Source organism: Paraburkholderia sp. DHOC27 (genome assembly GCF_003429005.1).
Lineage (GTDB): Bacteria > Pseudomonadota > Gammaproteobacteria > Burkholderiales > Burkholderiaceae > Paraburkholderia.
Window position 1 is genome coordinate 18,704 of the sequence record NZ_QVQV01000013.1, and the last position, 17,983, is coordinate 36,686.

At 62.6% G+C, this 17,983-nt stretch carries 16 protein-coding genes; 12 read left to right on the forward strand and 4 right to left on the reverse strand.

Annotated elements, in window-relative coordinates:
- Positions 1 to 139: 139 nt before the first annotated feature.
- Complete coding sequence (gene yihA, locus D0B32_RS30355; protein ID WP_117338019.1) at positions 140 to 793, reverse strand: ribosome biogenesis GTP-binding protein YihA/YsxC; 654 nt, start codon at positions 791 to 793, stop codon at positions 140 to 142.
- A 204-nt stretch (positions 794 to 997) separates the two neighbouring features.
- On the opposite strand from yihA, the gene D0B32_RS30360 reads away from it, so the two are divergent.
- The 5 genes from D0B32_RS30360 to msrQ all read left to right on the forward strand — a co-directional run bounded on the left by D0B32_RS30360 (position 998) and on the right by msrQ (position 7,081).
- Positions 998 to 1,651 carry a cytochrome c gene (locus D0B32_RS30360; RefSeq protein WP_117338020.1) on the forward strand — a complete coding sequence of 218 codons (654 nt, stop codon included), beginning with the start codon at positions 998 to 1,000 and terminating at the stop codon, positions 1,649 to 1,651.
- 127 nt (positions 1,652 to 1,778) lie between these two features.
- Positions 1,779 to 3,986, forward strand: coding sequence for a cytochrome c biogenesis protein ResB (locus D0B32_RS30365; RefSeq protein WP_117338021.1), 2,208 nt, complete (start codon positions 1,779 to 1,781; stop codon positions 3,984 to 3,986).
- A 4-nt stretch (positions 3,987 to 3,990) separates the two neighbouring features.
- Positions 3,991 to 5,205: a c-type cytochrome biogenesis protein CcsB gene (gene ccsB, locus D0B32_RS30370; protein WP_117338133.1), complete on the forward strand. Its 1,215-nt coding sequence runs from the start codon at positions 3,991 to 3,993 to the stop codon at positions 5,203 to 5,205.
- A gap of 166 nt (positions 5,206 to 5,371) precedes the next feature.
- Positions 5,372 to 6,364, forward strand: coding sequence for a protein-methionine-sulfoxide reductase catalytic subunit MsrP (gene msrP, locus D0B32_RS30375; protein WP_117338022.1), 993 nt, complete (start codon positions 5,372 to 5,374; stop codon positions 6,362 to 6,364).
- A 12-nt stretch (positions 6,365 to 6,376) separates the two neighbouring features.
- Positions 6,377 to 7,081, forward strand: a complete 705-nt coding sequence (gene msrQ / locus D0B32_RS30380; RefSeq protein ID WP_117338023.1) for a protein-methionine-sulfoxide reductase heme-binding subunit MsrQ — start codon at positions 6,377 to 6,379, stop codon at positions 7,079 to 7,081.
- Between the two features lie 30 nt (positions 7,082 to 7,111).
- Here msrQ and lysA read toward each other — a convergent pair whose 3' ends face one another.
- Both lysA and D0B32_RS30390 read right to left on the reverse strand, forming a co-directional pair.
- On the reverse strand, positions 7,112 to 8,374 hold the full coding sequence (gene lysA / locus D0B32_RS30385) for a diaminopimelate decarboxylase (protein ID WP_117338024.1): 1,263 nt from the start codon (positions 8,372 to 8,374) through the stop codon (positions 7,112 to 7,114).
- A gap of 9 nt (positions 8,375 to 8,383) precedes the next feature.
- Positions 8,384 to 8,752, reverse strand: coding sequence for an LPS translocon maturation chaperone LptM (locus D0B32_RS30390; protein ID WP_117338025.1), 369 nt, complete (start codon positions 8,750 to 8,752; stop codon positions 8,384 to 8,386).
- Between the two features lie 35 nt (positions 8,753 to 8,787).
- On the opposite strand from D0B32_RS30390, the gene cyaY reads away from it, so the two are divergent.
- Positions 8,788 to 9,105 carry an iron donor protein CyaY gene (gene cyaY / locus D0B32_RS30395; protein WP_117338026.1) on the forward strand — a complete coding sequence of 106 codons (318 nt, stop codon included), beginning with the start codon at positions 8,788 to 8,790 and terminating at the stop codon, positions 9,103 to 9,105.
- Positions 9,106 to 9,262: 157 nt separating this feature from the next.
- On the opposite strand, the gene D0B32_RS30400 is transcribed toward cyaY, so the two are convergent.
- Positions 9,263 to 11,671 (reverse strand): penicillin-binding protein 1A, encoded by a 2,409-nt coding sequence (locus D0B32_RS30400; RefSeq protein ID WP_117338027.1) that lies wholly within the window; start codon positions 11,669 to 11,671, stop codon positions 9,263 to 9,265.
- Positions 11,672 to 11,926: 255 nt separating this feature from the next.
- Here D0B32_RS30400 and pilM point away from each other — a divergent pair, with 255 nt between their 5' ends.
- From pilM to aroB, 6 genes are all read left to right on the forward strand, one after another.
- On the forward strand, positions 11,927 to 12,907 hold the full coding sequence (gene pilM / locus D0B32_RS30405; protein ID WP_117338134.1) for a type IV pilus biogenesis protein PilM: 981 nt from the start codon (positions 11,927 to 11,929) through the stop codon (positions 12,905 to 12,907).
- Positions 12,904 to 13,665: a fimbrial assembly protein gene (locus tag D0B32_RS30410; protein ID WP_117338028.1), complete on the forward strand. Its 762-nt coding sequence runs from the start codon at positions 12,904 to 12,906 to the stop codon at positions 13,663 to 13,665. Before pilM ends, D0B32_RS30410 begins: the two co-directional genes overlap by 4 nt.
- A complete protein-coding gene (locus D0B32_RS30415) occupies positions 13,662 to 14,573 on the forward strand; it encodes a hypothetical protein (RefSeq protein ID WP_117338029.1) in 912 nt (303 codons plus the stop codon). The genes D0B32_RS30410 and D0B32_RS30415 overlap by 4 nt, the downstream gene beginning before the upstream one ends.
- On the forward strand, positions 14,573 to 16,249 hold the full coding sequence (locus D0B32_RS30420) for a type IV pilus secretin PilQ (RefSeq protein ID WP_117338030.1): 1,677 nt from the start codon (positions 14,573 to 14,575) through the stop codon (positions 16,247 to 16,249). Before D0B32_RS30415 ends, D0B32_RS30420 begins: the two co-directional genes overlap by 1 nt.
- Positions 16,250 to 16,344: 95 nt before the next feature.
- The gene (locus tag D0B32_RS30425) at positions 16,345 to 16,896 is read left to right on the forward strand and encodes a shikimate kinase (RefSeq protein ID WP_117338031.1); all 552 of its coding nucleotides are present in this window, start codon (positions 16,345 to 16,347) and stop codon (positions 16,894 to 16,896) included.
- Between the two features lie 8 nt (positions 16,897 to 16,904).
- Positions 16,905 to 17,981, forward strand: a complete 1,077-nt coding sequence (gene aroB / locus D0B32_RS30430; RefSeq protein ID WP_117338135.1) for a 3-dehydroquinate synthase — start codon at positions 16,905 to 16,907, stop codon at positions 17,979 to 17,981.
- The last annotated feature ends 2 nt before the right edge of the window (positions 17,982 to 17,983 follow it).

Genomic DNA, 17,983 nt, shown 5'->3' on the forward strand with positions numbered 1-17,983 from the left:
CTTCTCCTCCCTGAGCGGGTGCCTGTCGTTTTTTTCGATTAGGCTGTTTGGCCCGCCGTCTGTAGCGGCGGGTTTTTTTATGGGCGATCGAAAATGGGGCCGGGAAGGTTTTGCACGCAGCCTCAAGCGCCCTAGATTCTCATTCCGCGCTGGCCGGATCGCCTGCGGTATCTGGAATCAGCCAGCTTTCGATTAGCTCGTGGGCCTCGTCCAGCCCGATCCGCTTGAGTGCCGAAAATAGCTGCACAGTGAGTTCGCCCTGGTAGCCACCGGCGCGATATTCGGCCAGCCCCTTCTGCGTTGCACGCAGCGCGTTAATACTCTCTTGCCGCGTCAATTTGTCGCATTTGGTCAGCAAGGTGTGGATCGGCTTTCCGGTCGGCGCAAACCACTCGATCATCAAGCGGTCCAGGTCCGTCAGCGGCCGGCGCGAATCCATCATCAGGATCATGCCGCGCAATTGCGAGCGCGATTGCAGATAACTCGACAGCAGCGCTTCCCAATGTGCCTTGGCCGCCCCCGGCACTTCCGCGTAGCCGTAACCGGGCAGGTCGACCAGATGGGCGACGGGCTCCGCGGCCGGCCCGACCGAGAAGTAATTGATGTGCTGCGTACGGCCCGGCGTCTTACTGGCAAATGCCAGCCGCTTCTGATTGCAGAGCAGATTGATCGCCGTGGATTTGCCCGCATTCGAGCGCCCGGCAAACGCGATTTCGGGTTGCGGGGTAGCCGGCAGATCACGCAGGTGATTGACGGTCGTGAAAAAGCGGGCTTGGTGGAGCAGGAAGGACATGGAGGAACCAGAATGTGAGACGCCGGGGAACCCGGGCTGGGGACGGGTCAAGCCCGACTGGCGCCTAAGCGATTAGCGAGTTATTGTACAATACGATGGTTTACTGAAGACCTGAGGGGCCAGCGCGCGGGCCTCAGCGGTAAATCGGTCGCCGTCGTATTTTGCAGAACCTCTAATTCCCACAAGACGAAACAGGGTGTGCGAATGAATCGACTGTGCAAAGCTCTGATGGTGTTTCAAGTAGCGGCAAGTCTTTCAGGTTTAGCAGTTCAGGCGCGTGCAGCAGATCCGGCAAAACCGGACGTCAATCGGGGGCAAGCCATTGCGGCGCAGGTTTGCGCGTCATGTCACGGGGCAGACGGCAATAGCGCTGGCGGGGCGTATCCCAAGCTGGCGGGCCAGCATCCCGAGTACCTCGTCAAGCAGTTGATGGATTTCAAAACGCAGCCCGGCGCGAAGCAGCCCGCGCGCAATAATGCGATCATGGCCGGCATGGCGGCGGCGCTGTCCAATCAGGACATGGTCAACGTAGCCGCGTATTTCGCGGCGCAAACCCCGAAGCCCGGTTACGCACATAACAAGAGCACCGTCGCGCTAGGTGAGAAGATCTATCGCGGTGGCGTGGTCGAACGTTCTGTGCCGGCGTGTGCGAGTTGCCACGGGCCGACTGGCCAGGGTATCCCGGTTCAGTACCCGCGTCTTTCGGGGCAATGGGCGGAATACACCGTGGCGCAGCTTGATGCGTTCACGCAAGGTCCGGGCGCACGCAACAATAGCGACGTCATGCATACCATCGCGTCGCGCCTGTCGGACAGTGAAATCAAGGCTGTGGCCGATTACATCGCGGGCTTGCATTAAGAAGTCCGCTTGCAAGTGCAACCGGTCCGACGAGGCCGGTGAAAAACAAGAAAAGGGTGATGGCGTCGCGCGCTTCGAACGTTTGCGACGACCGTTCACCCTTTTTTGCTGTTCAGTCGGAGTGTGAATGAGCGTCACCACGTCGGAAATCGAAGTGAAGTCGGGTCAACGGCCCATGCGTCGCAGCATCGAATTGCTGAGCTCGATGCGCTTTGCCATCTCGCTGCTGGTGGTCCTGGCCATTGCCAGCATCATTGGTACGGTCCTCACGCAGGACGACCCGTATCCCAACTACGTCAACCAGTTCGGCCCCTTCTGGGCCGACATCTTCCGCTCGCTAAGCCTCTACACGGTGTATAGCGCGTGGTGGTTCATGTTGATCCTCGGCTTCCTGATGGTGTCGGTGTCGCTGTGCGTGATCCGCAACGCGCCGAAGATGATCGCCGACATGAAGAGCTGGAAGGACAAGGTCCGCGAATCCAGCTTGCGCGCCTTCCATCACAAGGGTGAGTTCGCGGTGCACGGCACGCGCGCGGAGGCGGCGGCAACGCTCGCGAAACTTTCGGGCCGGCTCGGCTACAAGTTCGTGACGCGTGAGTCGAATGGCGCGACGCTGATCGCTGCCAAACGTGGCGCCCTGACCAAACTCGGCTACATCTCCGCTCACCTGGCCATCGTGATCATCTGTCTGGGCGGCCTGCTCGACAGCAATCTGCCCATCAAGCTGCAGATGTGGATGTTCAACAAGACGCCGATCAACAGCGGCGCCATGATCAGCGACATCTCGCCCGACCATCGTCTCTCCGAGTCGAATCCGACCTTCCGTGGTTATGCCTGGGTGCCGGAGGGCGAGCATGTCTCGACGGCCATCCTGAATCAGCCGAGCGGCTCGTTGATCCAGGATCTGCCGTTCTCGATCCAGTTGAACAAGTTCATCGTTGACTACTACTCGACCGGCATGCCGAAGCTGTTCGCAAGCGACATCGTCGTGATCGATCACAAGACGGGCGCGCGGGTTCCGGCGCGGGTCGAGGTGAACAAGCCGTTCGAGTACGACGGCGTCTCGATCTATCAGTCCAGCTTCCAGGACGGCGGCTCGCAGATGCAGATGACCGCTTTCCCGATGACGGGAACCAGCGCAAAAAGTGCGCCGTTCAGCGGCACCATCGGCAACAACACGCCATTGGGCAAAGCGGTTCCCGGCGCGGACGGGCAGACCATCGAATTCGCCGATTTCCGCGCCATCAACGTCGAAAACATCTCGAACGGCAGCGGTGCGAACGACGCGCGCGGTGTCGCGCATCAGACGCTCAAGCAGGCCTTCGACGAGCGCCTTGGCTCCGGCGCCAAGAGCTCGAAGCCGCTGGACCTCCATAACGTCGGCCCTTCGGTTCAGTACAAGGTACGCGACAAGGACGGCCAGGCGCGCGAGTACAACAACTACATGCTGCCGGTGGACGTAGGCGGCGAGAAGATGTTCCTCGCCGGCATGCGCGTCAATCCGGACGACCCGTTCCGCTATCTGCGCATCCCCGCCGATCAGGGCGGCACGGTCAACGAATGGATGAACCTGCGGGCCATCCTCGAAAATCCGGCCATGCGTGCCGCTGCCGCGCATCGCTTCGCCCAGCGCTCGGTGCCGGCTTCCAGCGCCGATCTGCAACAACATCTGGAAGAAAGCGCACTGCGCGTGCTGACCCTCTTTGCCGGCGCGGACAGCAGTGTGGGTATGGTGCAGGGCGGCGGAAACATTGGTGGCTTCCAGGCCATCGCCGCCTTTATTGACCGCTCCGTGCCAAAGGGCGAGCAGGAAAAGGCCGCTGGGCTGCTGTTGCGCATGCTGGAAGGCGCCACCTGGGACTTGTGGCAGGAAGCCCGGGAACAGGCCGGCGAGCCCGACGCGGTGCCCACGCCCGAGACCAGCCAGTTCATCCAAAGCTCGATCAATGCGATATCTGACAGCTTTTTGTATGGTTCTCCGGTCTATTTGCAGCTCGACTCATTCAAGCAGGTGCAAGCTTCGGTATTTCAGTTGACGCGCGCGCCGGGCAAAAAAGTCGTGTATCTTGGCAGCCTGCTCCTCGTATTGGGCATCTTTTCGATGTTCTACGTTCGCGAACGGCGCCTCTGGTTCTGGATCAAAGATACTGATCGCGGGAGCAACGTCGTGATGGCAATGTCGAGCGCGCGCAAGACGTTCGACTTCGACAAGGAGTTCACGCAAACGCGCGACGCGGTGGGCGCCGCGCTGGGTGCCCGGCCCGTAGACGCCGCCGACCATGCCGGCGCGTCATCTGCTGCACCGTCCGCAGGCTCACAAGATTCGACCCGGTAAGATCATGGACTTGACTCAGGTTTCCTCATCACCGTCGCGCGGCAATACGCCGGCCGCGAATGCGTCAGCCGCTGCCGCGCCGCATCCGGCGCTCTTCGACGAACGCCCATTTCTGAAACGCCTCGGTCTGTTCGACTGGCTATTCGCGCTAGCAATGGTCGCGGGGGCGGGTTTCGCGCTGTGGCGCTATCACCCGTTCATGAATTACTACGACAAACTGGTGCTGGTGTGCGCGGTGCCGGTGTTCGTCACGCTCGGGTGGCGCTGGAAGCCGGTGCGTCTGCTGATTGCGGGTATTGCGTTGCTGTCGCTCTTCGCCATCCAGATTTATCAGGGTGATCTGGCGCGCGCAGATAGCGCGTTCTTCCTCAAGTATTTCCTCTCGAGCCAGTCTGCAATCCTGTGGATGAGCGCGCTCTTCGTCCTCTCCACGCTGTTCTACTGGATCAGCCTGCTGTCGCGCTCGCCTACCGGCGCCGCGATCGGCTCGAAGATGACGTGGGCCGCGGTGCTGATGGGCTTCGTCGGCCTGATGGTGCGCTGGTACGAGTCGTACCTGATTGGTGCGGACGTCGGCCACATTCCCATTTCGAACCTGTATGAAGTGTTCGTGCTGTTCTGCTTGATCACCTCGCTGTTCTATCTTTACTACGAGCAGCACTACAACACCCGTGCGCTCGGTGCGTTCGTGCTGCTGGTGATCAGCGCCGCCGTCGGTTTCCTGATGTGGTATTCGATCTCGCGCGACGCGCAGCAGATCCAGCCGCTCGTTCCGGCGCTGCAAAGCTGGTGGATGAAGATCCACGTGCCGGCGAACTTCATTGGCTACGGCAGTTTCGCGCTGTCGGCGATGGTCGGCGTGGCGTATCTGGTGAAAGAGCACGGCATGCTGGTCGACCGTCTGCCGCAACTCGAGGTGCTCGACGACCTGATGTACAAGTCGATCGCGGTCGGTTTCGCGTTCTTCACCATTGCGACGATTCTCGGCGCGCTGTGGGCCGCACAGGCGTGGGGCGGCTACTGGAGCTGGGACCCCAAGGAAACGTGGGCGCTGATCGTCTGGCTGAATTACGCCGCCTGGCTGCACATGCGGTTGATGAAGGGGCTGCGTGGCGCGGTTGCCGCGTGGTGGGCGCTGACGGGTCTGCTGGTGACCACCTTTGCCTTCCTCGGCGTCAATATGTTCCTCTCCGGGCTGCATAGTTACGGCAAGCTGTAAATATTGCTGGTCTGAACCGACCGGAAACCGCCGTGTGCCTCGCACCGGCGGTTTTTTCGTTGCGGCGGGGAATATCCGTGCATCCAGGATGTTTATCAGAACAGTACATGGGGTTGCGTAGTCGAACCGTTTTTCAACCTGGCTCGCGGGCCGGCAGGAGTTGCAGATGTGGATCAAGCGATCGGAGCGGACGGCACTACACGGCGACGATATCCCTCGCAGTGAAATTACGCCCCAAGGGGTGTATCAGAACCGTCGGCGCATGCTGCAAGCCTTGGGCGCCGCAGCGGCGGGTGGGCTGATGGGTGCGCATGGCGACGCGTTCGCCATGTATTCAGCGCCGGAAGCGAAACTGCAGAAGTTGATGGCGAAAACAAATGCCAGGTTCGTCGCGGCGGATAAGGTCACGACGTACAAGGACATCACGACCTACAACAACTTCTACGAGTTCGGCACGGACAAGAGCGATCCCGCACAAAACGCCGGTACGCTGCGTCCGCATCCGTGGCGGGTGAGCGTCGAAGGCGAGGTGAAGAACGCGAAGGTGTACGACATCGACGACATGCTCAAGCTGGCGCCGCTCGAAGAGCGCGTCTACCGGCATCGTTGCGTGGAAGGCTGGTCGATGGTGATGCCGTGGATCGGCTTTTCGCTGTCGGAACTCATCAAGCGCGCCGAGCCGACCGGCAACGCGAAGTACGTGCAGTTCATCACGCTGGCTGATCCTTCGCAGATGCCGGGTCTCTCCACACCGGTCCTCGACTGGCCGTATTCCGAAGGATTGCGGATGGACGAGGCCATGAATCCGCTGACCCTGCTGACCGTGGGTTTATACGGTGATGTGCTGCCCAACCAGAACGGCGCGCCGCTGCGAATCATCGTGCCGTGGAAATACGGTTTCAAGAGCGGCAAGTCACTGGTGAAAATCCGCTTCGTGGAAAAGCAGCCCGCGACCAGCTGGAACACGTATGCGCCGAACGAATACGGCTTTTATTCGAACGTGAATCCGAACGTCGATCACCCGCGCTGGAGCCAGGCCACGGAGCGGCGCATCGGCGACGGCATCTTCACGCCCAAGCGCAATACGTTGATGTTCAACGGGTACGGCGATCAGGTGGCGTCGCTCTATCAGGGCATGGACCTGAAGAAGAACTTCTGACGAGAAACCGTGATGGCCTCTGAATCGCAAGCTGCATCATCCGAGCCTGCCGTGCGGCGTGCGTCGCCGGCAGCCCCTGGGAAGCGCCCGGCAGCGCCGGCGCCGTCCACGCGCTGGATCGCGCCGGCCAAGGTCGTGCTGTTCGTGGCTGCGTGGTATCCGCTCGCGCGGCTTGCGTTGTTCGCGTTGACCGACCGGCTGGGCGCCAATCCCATTGAGTTCATCACGCGCTCCACCGGACTGTGGACGCTCGTGTTCCTGTGCATCACGCTGGCGGTCACGCCGCTGCGTCGGCTGACGGGCGTGGCCGTTCTCGTGCGCTTTCGGCGCATGCTCGGCCTCTATACGTTCTTTTACGCGGCGCTGCACTTCACCACTTACATCTGGTTCGACAAGTGGTTCGATGTGGTCGCGGTTCTGAAGGACATCGGCAAGCGGCCCTTCATCATGGTGGGGTTCGCGGCGTTCGTCCTGCTGATCGCGCTTGCCGTGACCTCACCGCGTGCGATGGTGCGCAAACTCGGGCGTCGTTGGCAGACGCTGCACCGTGCCATCTACGCGGTTGGCGCGCTGGCGATCCTGCATTTCTGGTGGATGAAGGCTGGCAAGCATGACTTGCTGCTGCCGAAGATCTACGGCGCGATCATGGTGGCGCTGTTGGGATGGCGCCTGGTGGTCTGGTTGCGCGGGCGGATTGCGGAGGCGCGCCAGTCGTAGTGGCAGGGCGCCTCCGTTTGCAGAAGCGCCTCAGTCCGGCAACACGGCCTCACCCGCGAACAACTGCGCAACTTCCTCGCGGGCGCGAACCACGTGCACCTGGTTGCCATCCACCATGACTTCAGCGGCGCGCGGGCGGGTGTTGTAGTTCGAGCTCATCACGAAGCCATAGGCGCCGGCTGAACGCAGCGCGAGCAGGTCGCCCGGCTCGAGCGCCAGCAGCCGCTCACGGCCCAGCCAATCGCCGCTTTCACAGACCGGGCCGACCACGTCGTACACATGCGCCGGCACGTCGCGTTTCACCACTGGCTCGATGGCGTGATACGCCTCGTACATGGCGGGGCGTGCGAGATCGTTCATGGCGGCATCGACGATCGCAAAGTTCTTTTCGACGCCCGGCTTCAAAAACTCGACGCGCGTGAGCAGAATGCCGGCGTTGCCGACCAGCGAACGGCCCGGCTCGAAATACACCTCGCGATGGCCATGACCGCGCGCTTCGATGCGATCGAGCACCGTGCGCACGAATACGCCGATTTCGGGCGGCGCTTCGTCGTCGTAGGTAATGCCGAGACCGCCGCCGACGTCGATGTGGCGGATCTGCGTACCGTCCGCTTCGATCTGGTCGACCAGTTCGAGGAGCTTGTCCACCGCGTCGAGATACGGCGCGACTTCGGTGATCTGCGAGCCGATATGACAGTCGATACCCACCACGTCGAGATGCGTCATTGCCGCGGCAGCGCGGTACGTGGCACGCGCCTCGTCGAACGCGACGCCGAATTTGTTCGACTTGAGGCCCGTGGAAATGTACGGGTGCGTCTTGGCGTCCACATCAGGATTGACGCGCAACGATACGGGCGCCTTCTTACCCACCGACGCCGCCACCGCGTTCAGACGGTCGAGTTCAGGAATGGACTCCACGTTGAAGCATTTCACGCCGGCGACGAGCGCCTCGCGCATTTCTGCCGCGCTTTTGCCCACACCCGAAAACACCACGTTCTCCGCCTTGCCGCCAGCGGCCAGCACACGCGCCAGTTCACCGCCCGACACGATGTCGAAGCCGGCGCCAAGGCGCGCGAACACGTTGAGCACAGCGAGATTGCTATTCGCCTTGACGGCCACGTGAACGCTCGCGTTGCGACCGGCGCAGGCGCCAGCGTAGGCCTGCCATGCGGCGGTCAGCGCCGCGCGCGAATAGACGTACAACGGCGTGCCGAACTGTTCGGCCAGCGAGACGGCGGACACGCCTTCAGCGTGCAACACGCCGTCGACATAGGCAAATGCGGATGGAGTCATGCGAAAGTCTTATTGATCGGGTGTGCTGCCAGAGGCAGGCAATGGCAATTGCGGCGCCGAAGCGGCGGTGTCCGGTGCGGCATGCAACTCGGTTTCCGGCGACAGCGACAACGGCGTGCCCGACGTGTCGGGGACTGTGCCCATCGGAGCTTGTGCGCCGGTTCCTTCGGCAGAGGTTTTTGCGGCAGTATCAGGGGACGGCGCGAGGGTCTCGTCGGTGGGTTTGGCCGGCATGGGCGGCACAGTTGGCATGTAGAGCGCGCCGCGTTGGCCGCAGCCGCCGAGCGCGCAACCTGCGAGAATGGCCAATGCCGCTACAATCGCCCGGGGCGCCCTTGGGCGGAGCGCTCTCGAGCGCATCCGAGAAACGACTCGCATGACTGTCCCTGAATAAATAATCGTTGGAGTTTAGCATGTCCGATAGCGAATACCTGACCCGCGCCGAGGCTGCGCTCACGGCCATTGAGCGCGTTCTCGACGACACCGAAGCGGATATCGAATTCGAGCGCAGCGGCAATGTTTTGACGCTCGAATTCGAGAACGGCTCGAAGATCATCGTCAATCTGCAACCCCCCATGCGCGAGATCTGGATCGCGGCGAAGGCGGGCGGTTTTCACTTTCGCTACACCGACGACGCCTGGCGCGACACGCGCAGCGGCACGGAATTCTTTGCGGCACTTTCCGACTACGCGACCCAGCAAGCCGGCGAGCCGGTGCAGTTCAAGGCTTGAGCCGCACCGGCGGTTTGGCGTCTGCTGACATGGGTTAGCAGCGGCGCGAACAAGGGGGCACGCGGAGGCGGCTTGGCCAACGGTGGCCACTGTGGCCAAGCGTGCCGATAAGCCGGTGTCCGTCACGTGAACTCGTCCACGCAGTACGCCACGCCGGCTAATGGCCGCGGAACAGATTCATGATGTCCTGCTTTTCCTGCTCACCCACCTGCTGAGGTGCGGGCGCCGCCTCGGACGATGCGTCGCTCGCTTCCGCGTCGAGCGTTGCCTGACTGACGCCCACCGTCGAAACGAAACCGTTGCCTGGGGTGAAGTTGTCGAAATACAGTTCGTCGCCGAGCGTGACGACGCCTTGCGGCATGGGCATCTTGTATTCCGGCACGCCTTTTAACGCCTTCGCCATGTAGTCGATCCACACCGGCAGCGCGAGCCCGCCGCCCGTTTCCTTGTCACCAAGACTGCGCGGATTGTCGTAGCCGATCCACGCAATGGCGACGAGCGTATGCTGATAGCCGCCAAACCACGCGTCGCGCGAATCGTTGGTCGTGCCGGTTTTGCCGCCTAGGTCCGTACGCTTCAGGATGTTGCTCTTCGCCCCCGTGCCGCGCTGAGCCACACTTTGCAGCAAGCTGTTCATCACGTAGGCATTGCGCACGTCGATGGCATGCGGCGCGCTCTGTCCGGCAACCAGCGGCTGCGCCTGCGCGACCACGAGACCACGCTGGTCAGTCACCTCCGCGATCAGATACGGATTCACGCGGTAGCCACCGTTGGCGAACACCGAGAATGCGCCCGCCATCTGTAGAGGCGTGACGAGGCCGGCGCCAAGCGCCATAGGCAGATAAGCCGGATGACGGTCCGCATCGAAACCAAAGCGCGTGATGTACTGCTGCGCGTATTTGGGCCCGATCTGGTTGAGGATGCGGATCGACACAAGGTTCTTCGATTTCTGCAGCGCCGTGCGCATCGTCATGGGGCCGTCGAAACCGCCGCCGTAGTTCTTCGGTTCCCACGCCTGGCCACCGGTTTCCGCCGCAGTGAAAGTGAGCGGCGCGTCGTTGATGACGGTGGCCGGTCCCAAGCCCTTTTCAAGCGAAGCCGAATAGATGAACGGCTTGAAACTGGATCCGGGCTGACGCCATGCCTGGGTGACGTGATTGAACTTGTTCTTGTTGAAATCGAACCCGCCAATCAGCGCGCGGATAGCGCCATCCTGCGGCACCACCGAGATGAAAGCACCTTCCACCTGGGGCAACTGCGTGATGGACCAGCTACCGTCGTCGTCTTTGGCGACCCGGATGATCGCACCGGGACGGATACGTTGATTAGGCTGTGCACGAGGACCGAGTGCCGATGACGCGAAACGCAGGCCGTCCGCCGTCAGCGTGGCAACGTTACCGTCAGCGAGTGTGGCGAGTACCTGTTTGGGCGTCGCGCTCGTCACCACCGCCGCGATGATCTCGCCGTTATCGGGATGTTCCAGCAGCGCGTCGTCAATGGCCTGTTCGCGCTCGTCCGGGTCCTTCGGCAAATCTATGAACGCTTCCGGGCCGCGATAGCCGTGACGCCGTTCGTAGTCCATCAGTCCTTTGCGCAACGCGTGGTACGCCACGTCCTGATCTGCGGAATCAATCGTCGTCACTACGTTGAGTCCGCGCGTGTAGGCTTCTTCGTGATACTGCGCGTACATCATCTGACGCACCATTTCCGCCACGTACTCGGCGTGAACGCTGAATTCCTTGCCCGCGCCCTTTACCACCAGCGGTTGTCTGCTTGCTTCGTCGTACTGTTCCTGCGTGATGTAGTGCAACTGCAGCATGCGTTGCAGGATGTACTCCTGACGAACCTTGGCGCGCTTCGGATTGACCACCGGGTTGTAGGCTGAAGGCGCCTTGGGCAGACCGGCAAGCATCGCGGATTCCGCCAGCGTGAGGTCCTTCATGTCCTTGCCGAAGTACACCCGCGCCGCGCTCGCGAAACCATACGCACGTTGCCCGAGATAGATCTGATTCATGTAGACCTCGAGAATCTGATCCTTGGTCAACTTCGATTCAATCTTGTAGGCGAGCAACATCTCGTAGATCTTGCGCGTGTAGGTCCTTTCGCTAGACAGAAAGAAATTGCGGGCCACCTGCATCGTGATCGTGCTGGCGCCCTGCGTGGCATGGCCATTGGTCAGGGCTACGAAACCCGCCCGTGCGATACCCGTCAGATCGACGCCACCGTGATCGTAGAAACGCGCGTCTTCAATGGCAAGCACAGCCTTTTTCAGGCTGTCAGGCACGTCCTGAATATGGACGATGTCGCGCCGCTCTTCGCCAAACTCGCCGATCAGCACGTGGTCGGCCGTATAGATGCGCAGCGGCACCTTGGGCCGGTAATCCGTGAGTGCGTCGAGTGAGGGCAGATTCGGCGTGGCGACGACGAGCGCATAACCCAGCACGAGGCCGGCCGACGCGACACCCGCAACAATGAGACCTACCAGCCCCAGCAGGAGCGTGAGCCACAACGAACGTTTACGCTTTTTAGGCGCGGGCGGCGGGGATGTAGGTGAGGAGGATTGCATATCAATACCAAAAAACAGTCCCGCGATTATAGCTGTCCGGAACGTCAGCTTTCGGCATGCTTACTGTCAAAAAAGGTCGATCCCGCATCGCGCAGGGCATGGCTTAACTGTAGCCGCTTTGGGATCGTATCGGGAACGCTGCGCCTCGCGTTAGCCATCTGGCCGAATATCGCTAACGTTGGCGGCTGCGCACAATTGCCCTCAGTGCTTGCGTTCGAATGGTTCGACGCGCGTGTCTGATGGGAGGTGAGTGTGATAGCAACCAGAAGTTCGTTGCTCATGACGGTGCGACGTTTTGCTGCGGGGATCGATGTGACTGCGCAGGCAGCGCGGCTCGTGGTGTTGAGCCAGCGCACGCGCGGCAACGAGGCCGTGCGTGTCGAGTACGTGGCGGTTGTGCCGCTTGCCGCCAGCGCGATGGCGGGTATCGAGATCGTGGACCGTCACGCGGTTAGCCGTGCCTTGCGCACCTTGATTGCAGGTCTGCCGCGAGCCTGCCTGAACCGCACGTTGAGTTGTGCAATGGCGTTGCCTGGCTCTGCGACGCTCATGTCGAGTTTGCCACTGACGCATGCTGGCGCCACGGAAGCGCGCTCGCCGGTTGCGGCAAGCACGCTCACTGCAATGGAGGCCGCCGTCATGAGCGAAGCGGAACGCGTCGCGGGAATCGAGCGCCATGCGCTTGCAGTCGACTGGTTCATTGAAGATGCACCGCATCGTGCGAACACGGTGACGATCGCCGCCGCCGGGCGTCAACATCTCGAAGTGCGGATCGAGTGCGCCGCGGCTGCCGGCGTGACGCTGACTGCAATCGACGGCGAGCCGCACGCCGCCTTGCGTGCGATGCGTCACGCGGCGGCGCTCGAACTCGAACCGCACGAGACCTATGTCGCGGTCTGGGTTGGCGCAGATGGAGTGTACGGCTGGCGCATCGAGCATGCGGTGATCATCGCCGACATGCGCTACCCGGCACCGGAGCATCACGATCTGGCCGACGCGTTACGCGATCTGGCTGATGGTCAGGAAATCGACTGCGCGTTACTGAGCGGTGAACTCGAACTGCTGGACGGCGTCGGGTTCACGATTGCGGATCTGGGTGACGTGCTCGGTTGCATGGTGCTGCCGTTCCAGTGTGCAACGCTCGGCGAGTGCGCGCAGCCCGTGCCACGGGAGTTGATGCACGAACCGAACTTCGCGGTGGCGGTGGGTCTTGCTTTGCGCGGGGTGATGGAATGACTACGCTAAATTCACACTTCGGGCATGGCGGCCACAGGGTCTGGATCGGCGGTTTCAACCTGCTTCCTTATCGGCGTCGCAACGCACGCCGGGCGCGGCGGCGCCTGTTGATCGAATGGCTGGTCGCCGCGCTATGCGGAAGTCTTGCAGTGCTGGGGACCATAGGGTGGCAGGCGTTCGAGCGCGCTCGCCTCGATGCACAGCATGCGTCGAGCGAACGGGCTCTCGCGCAGATGGCTACGCCGCTTGCCGAACACGCGCGGCTTTCGCATGACGCGAACGAACGCAGCAAGCGCGCCGCGCTTGCCTCGACTTTGTCGAGTCCATTGACGCGCTTGCTGGACCTGCTCGATACGCTCAGCAACATGCCCGCGGAAGGCGTCATCCTTCAGCAGTTGCGTCAACGCGTTCACGAGACCGAATTGCTTGCGACGTCGAACAGTCCGGTCGCTTCTGCGGACTGGCTCAAGCAACTCGACACGGTGCGTGGGGTGAAGAATTCCGAAGTCACGGACTTGCATCCATTGACGCGCGCTGCTCATGGTCCAGCCGCGCCTGTTGGCGCGGGCGAGTCGGCACAGCTCGAATTTGCCGCTCGCCTGCGCTGGGATGAAGAAGGTGAGCGGGGCAAGAGCGCACAGGCGCAGCAGGGTGGGACTGCGCCTTCGACTGTGATGACGGGCGCAACCGCTCCGTCGGCATCAACGACGACCTCGGCTCAATTGCATCCCGCAGATCATTCGCGAGGTGCGCGATGAGTACGATCCTCGCACAACCGGTTCTTCACGCTGAAGAGTCACCCAGCGGCCTCGACTGGATGAAGCGCCAACTGCGCGTCCCGCTGGCAGAGTGGAGTATCCGCAGGCGCCTGCTGGTCGCCATTGCGATTGCAGTGTCCGTATTCGTGATGGGCGCAAACGCGTGGATCTCGGCTGATCTAAGCGGCGTGGATGCGAGCCGCGCGGCGGGCGACGCGGCGAGCCAGCACGTGGCCCAGGCTAAGCGCTCGCTGGCGCAATTGGCGGCGCTGCGTCGCGACGCAGCAGCGTCGCCGGTCAGCCTCGTGTCTGGTGGCTGGACTTCGGCGGATGATCTGCGAGTGGTGTCGCTGCTGGCAGCGCGCAGCGGAGTGAGCCTGCTGACATTGACGCCGGGTGCTGCGAGCGGCACGGGACTCGAAGCAATGCGGTCGCTGCAATTCACCGCGCAGACCGACTTTCTGCATTTGCTGGTATTCCTGCGGGGACTCGCGGATTTGCCGGTACTCGTCGTCCCCGAGGACGTGACGGTGAAGCGCAGCAATGGCGTGCTCGTCATCAGCGCAACGCTGCACGTGTTCAGCGCGTTGAGCCCCGTAGCGGCGAACCCCGAGGTGTTCACGGACGACGATCCCGACGCGGACGACGAAGACGTGGTCTTCTACGATCCTTTTTCGCCGCAAGCGGAAACCGTGGGCGAGACGCCGGATGCAGCAGCTTTGCGCCTCGTTGGCGTATTGCGTGATCGCGCTCGGGGCCTGGCGCTGCTGGAAACCGTTGACGGTGCGACGATGCTCGAACCAGGACAACGCCTCGGCGACGATCGCGTCACGGCCCTGGACGCATCCAGCATTACGCTGACGAATCCGGCTGGCACGCGCACGCTGAATCTGTCGGAGGCGTCTTGATGAGGTCCCCGAAACGATTCGTCCTGGTGCTTGTCCGCGTTCTCGTTTGCGTATTCGTCTTTGGCGATGCAGGCATGGACGTGGCCGAAGCGTCGCTGCCGCCGCTCCCCGAGCGGATGCCGCTCGACGACAGCGTCGCACCCTACGATGCACCGCCGCTACCTTCCAGTGCGTCCGCGACATCGGGCGCGTCGACCGAGGTGATCAACCCATTTTTCCGTGAGGACGCCACGGACGAGCAAGGTGCGCCACTCGGCCAGGACGCGGGCAACGGCGAGATCGCCCCTGATCCCGCGCTCGAGGGCACACCGCTCGCGCCGTTGAGAGCGTCAGCGTCTGCGCGAACAAGAGCCGGGTCGGAGGACGACGCCGGTTCAAATGCGCTCGAAGGGCCGCCCGTGCCGCTTGCGCCCGCGCAGCGTCTCGGTGATGCAACCGCGCGCACCATCGAAGACGGACTTGCCCCGGACAAACCCATCACGCTGAACTTCCAGCACGCCGAAATCGGTGCCGTGCTGAACGCCTTTGCGAAGTTCACCGGTCTGAATATTGTCGCGAGCGAACGCGTAAAAGGGGCCGTCTCGTTGCATCTGGATAAGGTCTCCTGGCGCACGGCATTCGACACGCTGCTCGACGTCAACAGTCTTGCGATGGAGCGGCACGGCAACGTGATCTGGGTGGCGCCGCTCGCGGATCTGTCGGCGCGCGAGCGTCAGCGGTTCGAGGCCCACGCGCGCGTCGCCGATCTCGAGCCGCTCGCAAGCCGCACGTTCGAGTTGCATTACGCCCATGCCGACGATGTAAAGCGCTTGCTGACCGGTTCTGGTGCGCAACGCGTTTTGTCGAAGCGCGGCGCAGCAATGGCGGATCCGCGCACCAATCTGCTGTTCGTCACCGACCTGGAGGGGCGGCTTGCGCAGATTGCCGAGTTGCTGACGTCCATCGACCGTCCGTCGCGGCAGGTGTTGATCGAGGCGCGTATCGTCGAAGGGGAACAGGGCTTTTCGCGCAATCTCGGGGTGCGCCTGTCAGCGGCCACGTCAAATGCGGACGGCGGCACATCGACCGGGCTGTCGGGTGGCAAGGACGGCACGGTGTACGACCTGTCAGCCGGGCCGCTCTCCGGTTTCGAGGCGGCCACTGCGGGCCTCACGCTGTTCGCCGCCCACGCCACTCGTCTGCTCAACATTGAATTGAGCGCGCTGGAAGCCGAGGGGCGCGGTGAAACGGTGTCGAGTCCACGAGTCGTCACCGCCGACCGCATGAAAGCGATCGTCGAGCAGGGCACCGAGCTGCCGTATCAGGCGAAAGTCGGGCAGGGCGTTTCCGGCGTCCAGTTCCGGCGCGCGAGTCTCAAACTGGAGGTCGAGCCGCAGATCACGCCCGATGGTCGCGTCGTGCTCGACCTCGATATCGCCAAGGACAGCGTTGGCGAGCAGACCACCGCGGGCCCGGCCATCAACACCAAGCACGTGCAGACGCGCGTCGAGGTGGAGGACGGCGGAACGGTGTCGATTGGTGGAATCTACGCAACCGATGACCGGGATGATGTGACGCGGGTGCCACTTCTGGGCAAAATACCCGTTTTGGGCGCACTTTTCCGCAATCGGGCACACCGCGATCAGCGAAGCGAGCTGGTGGTTTTCATTACGCCGCGCGTTGTGCAGACGAATTGAGCGCCCGCCGCAGCGGCGGCCCGCAGGCTCGACAAGGCAGTCGCTTTGCCAGTAAGCTGCGGCACGAACCATACCGGATTAGCCAGAGGACACCGTTGCAAGCGCGGGACGAACACGCCAATGTATTTTTTGTAGGACTCATGGGAGCAGGCAAGACAACCGTGGGTCGGGCGGTGGCGCGCCGGCTGGATCGTCCGTTCTTCGATTCGGATCACGAAATCGAGGCGCGCACGGGCGCCCGTATTCCGGTCATCTTCGAACTGGAAGGCGAGGCAGGCTTTCGCGACCGCGAATCGCAGGTCATCGCCGACCTGACCGGCCGGCAGAAGATCGTGCTGGCCACCGGCGGCGGCGCGGTGTTACGCCCGGAAAACCGCGAAGCGCTGCAAAACAACGGCGTCGTGGTCTATCTGCGCGCCAATCCGCACGATTTATGGCTGCGCACGCGGCGCGACAAGAATCGCCCGCTGCTGCAGACGGAAGACCCCAAAGCCCGTCTCGAGCAGCTTTACGAGGTGCGTGACCCGCTTTACCGCGAATGCGCGCATTTCGTCATTGAAACCGGCCGGCCGTCAGTCAACGGCCTCGTCAACATGGTTCTGATGCAGCTCGAGATGGCCGGCGTCGCCAAACATCCTGCGTCATAATGGCAAGCATGATTACCGTTAATGTCGAACTGGGCGACCGCGCCTATCCCATCCATATCGGCGCCGATCTGATCGGCCAGACCGCGCTGTTTGCGCCGCATATCGCCGGTTCTTCCGTCACCATCGTCACCAATACCACGGTCGATCCGCTGTACGGAGACGCATTGCGCAAGGCGCTGGCGCCGCTCGGCAAGCAGGTCTCCACAGTCGTATTGCCGGACGGCGAGGCGCACAAGAACTGGGACACGCTCAATCTGATCTTCGACGCGCTGCTCGGCGCGCGCGCCGACCGCAAGACCACGCTCATCGCGCTGGGCGGCGGCGTGATTGGCGACATGACCGGTTTTGCCGCCGCCTGCTACATGCGCGGCGTGCCGTTCATCCAGGTGCCGACCACGTTGCTGTCGCAGGTGGATTCATCGGTGGGCGGCAAGACGGGTATCAATCACCCGCTCGGCAAGAACATGATCGGCGCGTTTTATCAGCCGCAGGCGGTGATCGCGGATATCGGCGCGTTGCGTACGCTGCCGGCGCGTGAGCTGGCAGCGGGCGTTGCCGAAGTCATCAAGACGGGCGCCATCGCGGACGCAGGTTTCTTCGATTGGATCGAAGCCAATGTCGGCGCGCTGAACCGCTGCGAGCCGCAGGCTCTCGCCGAGGCGGTCAAGCGCTCCTGCGAGATCAAGGCGTCCGTGGTGGCGGCTGACGAGCGGGAAGGCGGTTTGCGCGCCATCCTCAACTTTGGCCACACGTTCGGCCACGCGATCGAAGCCGGGCTTGGCTACGGCGAGTGGCTGCACGGCGAGGCGGTGGGCTGCGGCATGGTGATGGCGGCTGATCTGTCCGTGCGCCTGGGCCATCTCGACGAGGCCGCCCGACATCGGCTGGTGGACGTGATCAAGGCGGCGAATCTGCCCACGCGTGCCCCCGCGCTCGGCAGCGAGCGTTATGTCGATCTGATGCGGGTCGACAAGAAAGCCGAGGCGGGCGAGATCAAATTCATCCTGCTGAAGCGTTTCGGTGAAACGCTGATCGGTCCGGCCCCCGACGCTGCGGTGCACGCCACGCTGGCCGCCGCTGTCTGAGC

Coding starts and splice junctions, on each gene's coding strand:
- yihA (WP_117338019.1), bottom strand. CDS start 793: ATGTCCTTCCTGCTCCACCAAGCCCGCTTTTTCACGACCGTCAATCAC.
- D0B32_RS30360 (WP_117338020.1), top strand. CDS start 998: ATGAATCGACTGTGCAAAGCTCTGATGGTGTTTCAAGTAGCGGCAAGT.
- D0B32_RS30365 (WP_117338021.1), top strand. CDS start 1,779: ATGAGCGTCACCACGTCGGAAATCGAAGTGAAGTCGGGTCAACGGCCC.
- ccsB (WP_117338133.1), top strand. CDS start 3,991: ATGGACTTGACTCAGGTTTCCTCATCACCGTCGCGCGGCAATACGCCG.
- msrP (WP_117338022.1), top strand. CDS start 5,372: ATGTGGATCAAGCGATCGGAGCGGACGGCACTACACGGCGACGATATC.
- msrQ (WP_117338023.1), top strand. CDS start 6,377: ATGGCCTCTGAATCGCAAGCTGCATCATCCGAGCCTGCCGTGCGGCGT.
- lysA (WP_117338024.1), bottom strand. CDS start 8,374: ATGACTCCATCCGCATTTGCCTATGTCGACGGCGTGTTGCACGCTGAA.
- D0B32_RS30390 (WP_117338025.1), bottom strand. CDS start 8,752: ATGCGAGTCGTTTCTCGGATGCGCTCGAGAGCGCTCCGCCCAAGGGCG.
- cyaY (WP_117338026.1), top strand. CDS start 8,788: ATGTCCGATAGCGAATACCTGACCCGCGCCGAGGCTGCGCTCACGGCC.
- D0B32_RS30400 (WP_117338027.1), bottom strand. CDS start 11,671: ATGCAATCCTCCTCACCTACATCCCCGCCGCCCGCGCCTAAAAAGCGT.
- D0B32_RS30410 (WP_117338028.1), top strand. CDS start 12,904: ATGACTACGCTAAATTCACACTTCGGGCATGGCGGCCACAGGGTCTGG.
- D0B32_RS30415 (WP_117338029.1), top strand. CDS start 13,662: ATGAGTACGATCCTCGCACAACCGGTTCTTCACGCTGAAGAGTCACCC.
- D0B32_RS30420 (WP_117338030.1), top strand. CDS start 14,573: ATGAGGTCCCCGAAACGATTCGTCCTGGTGCTTGTCCGCGTTCTCGTT.
- aroB (WP_117338135.1), top strand. CDS start 16,905: ATGATTACCGTTAATGTCGAACTGGGCGACCGCGCCTATCCCATCCAT.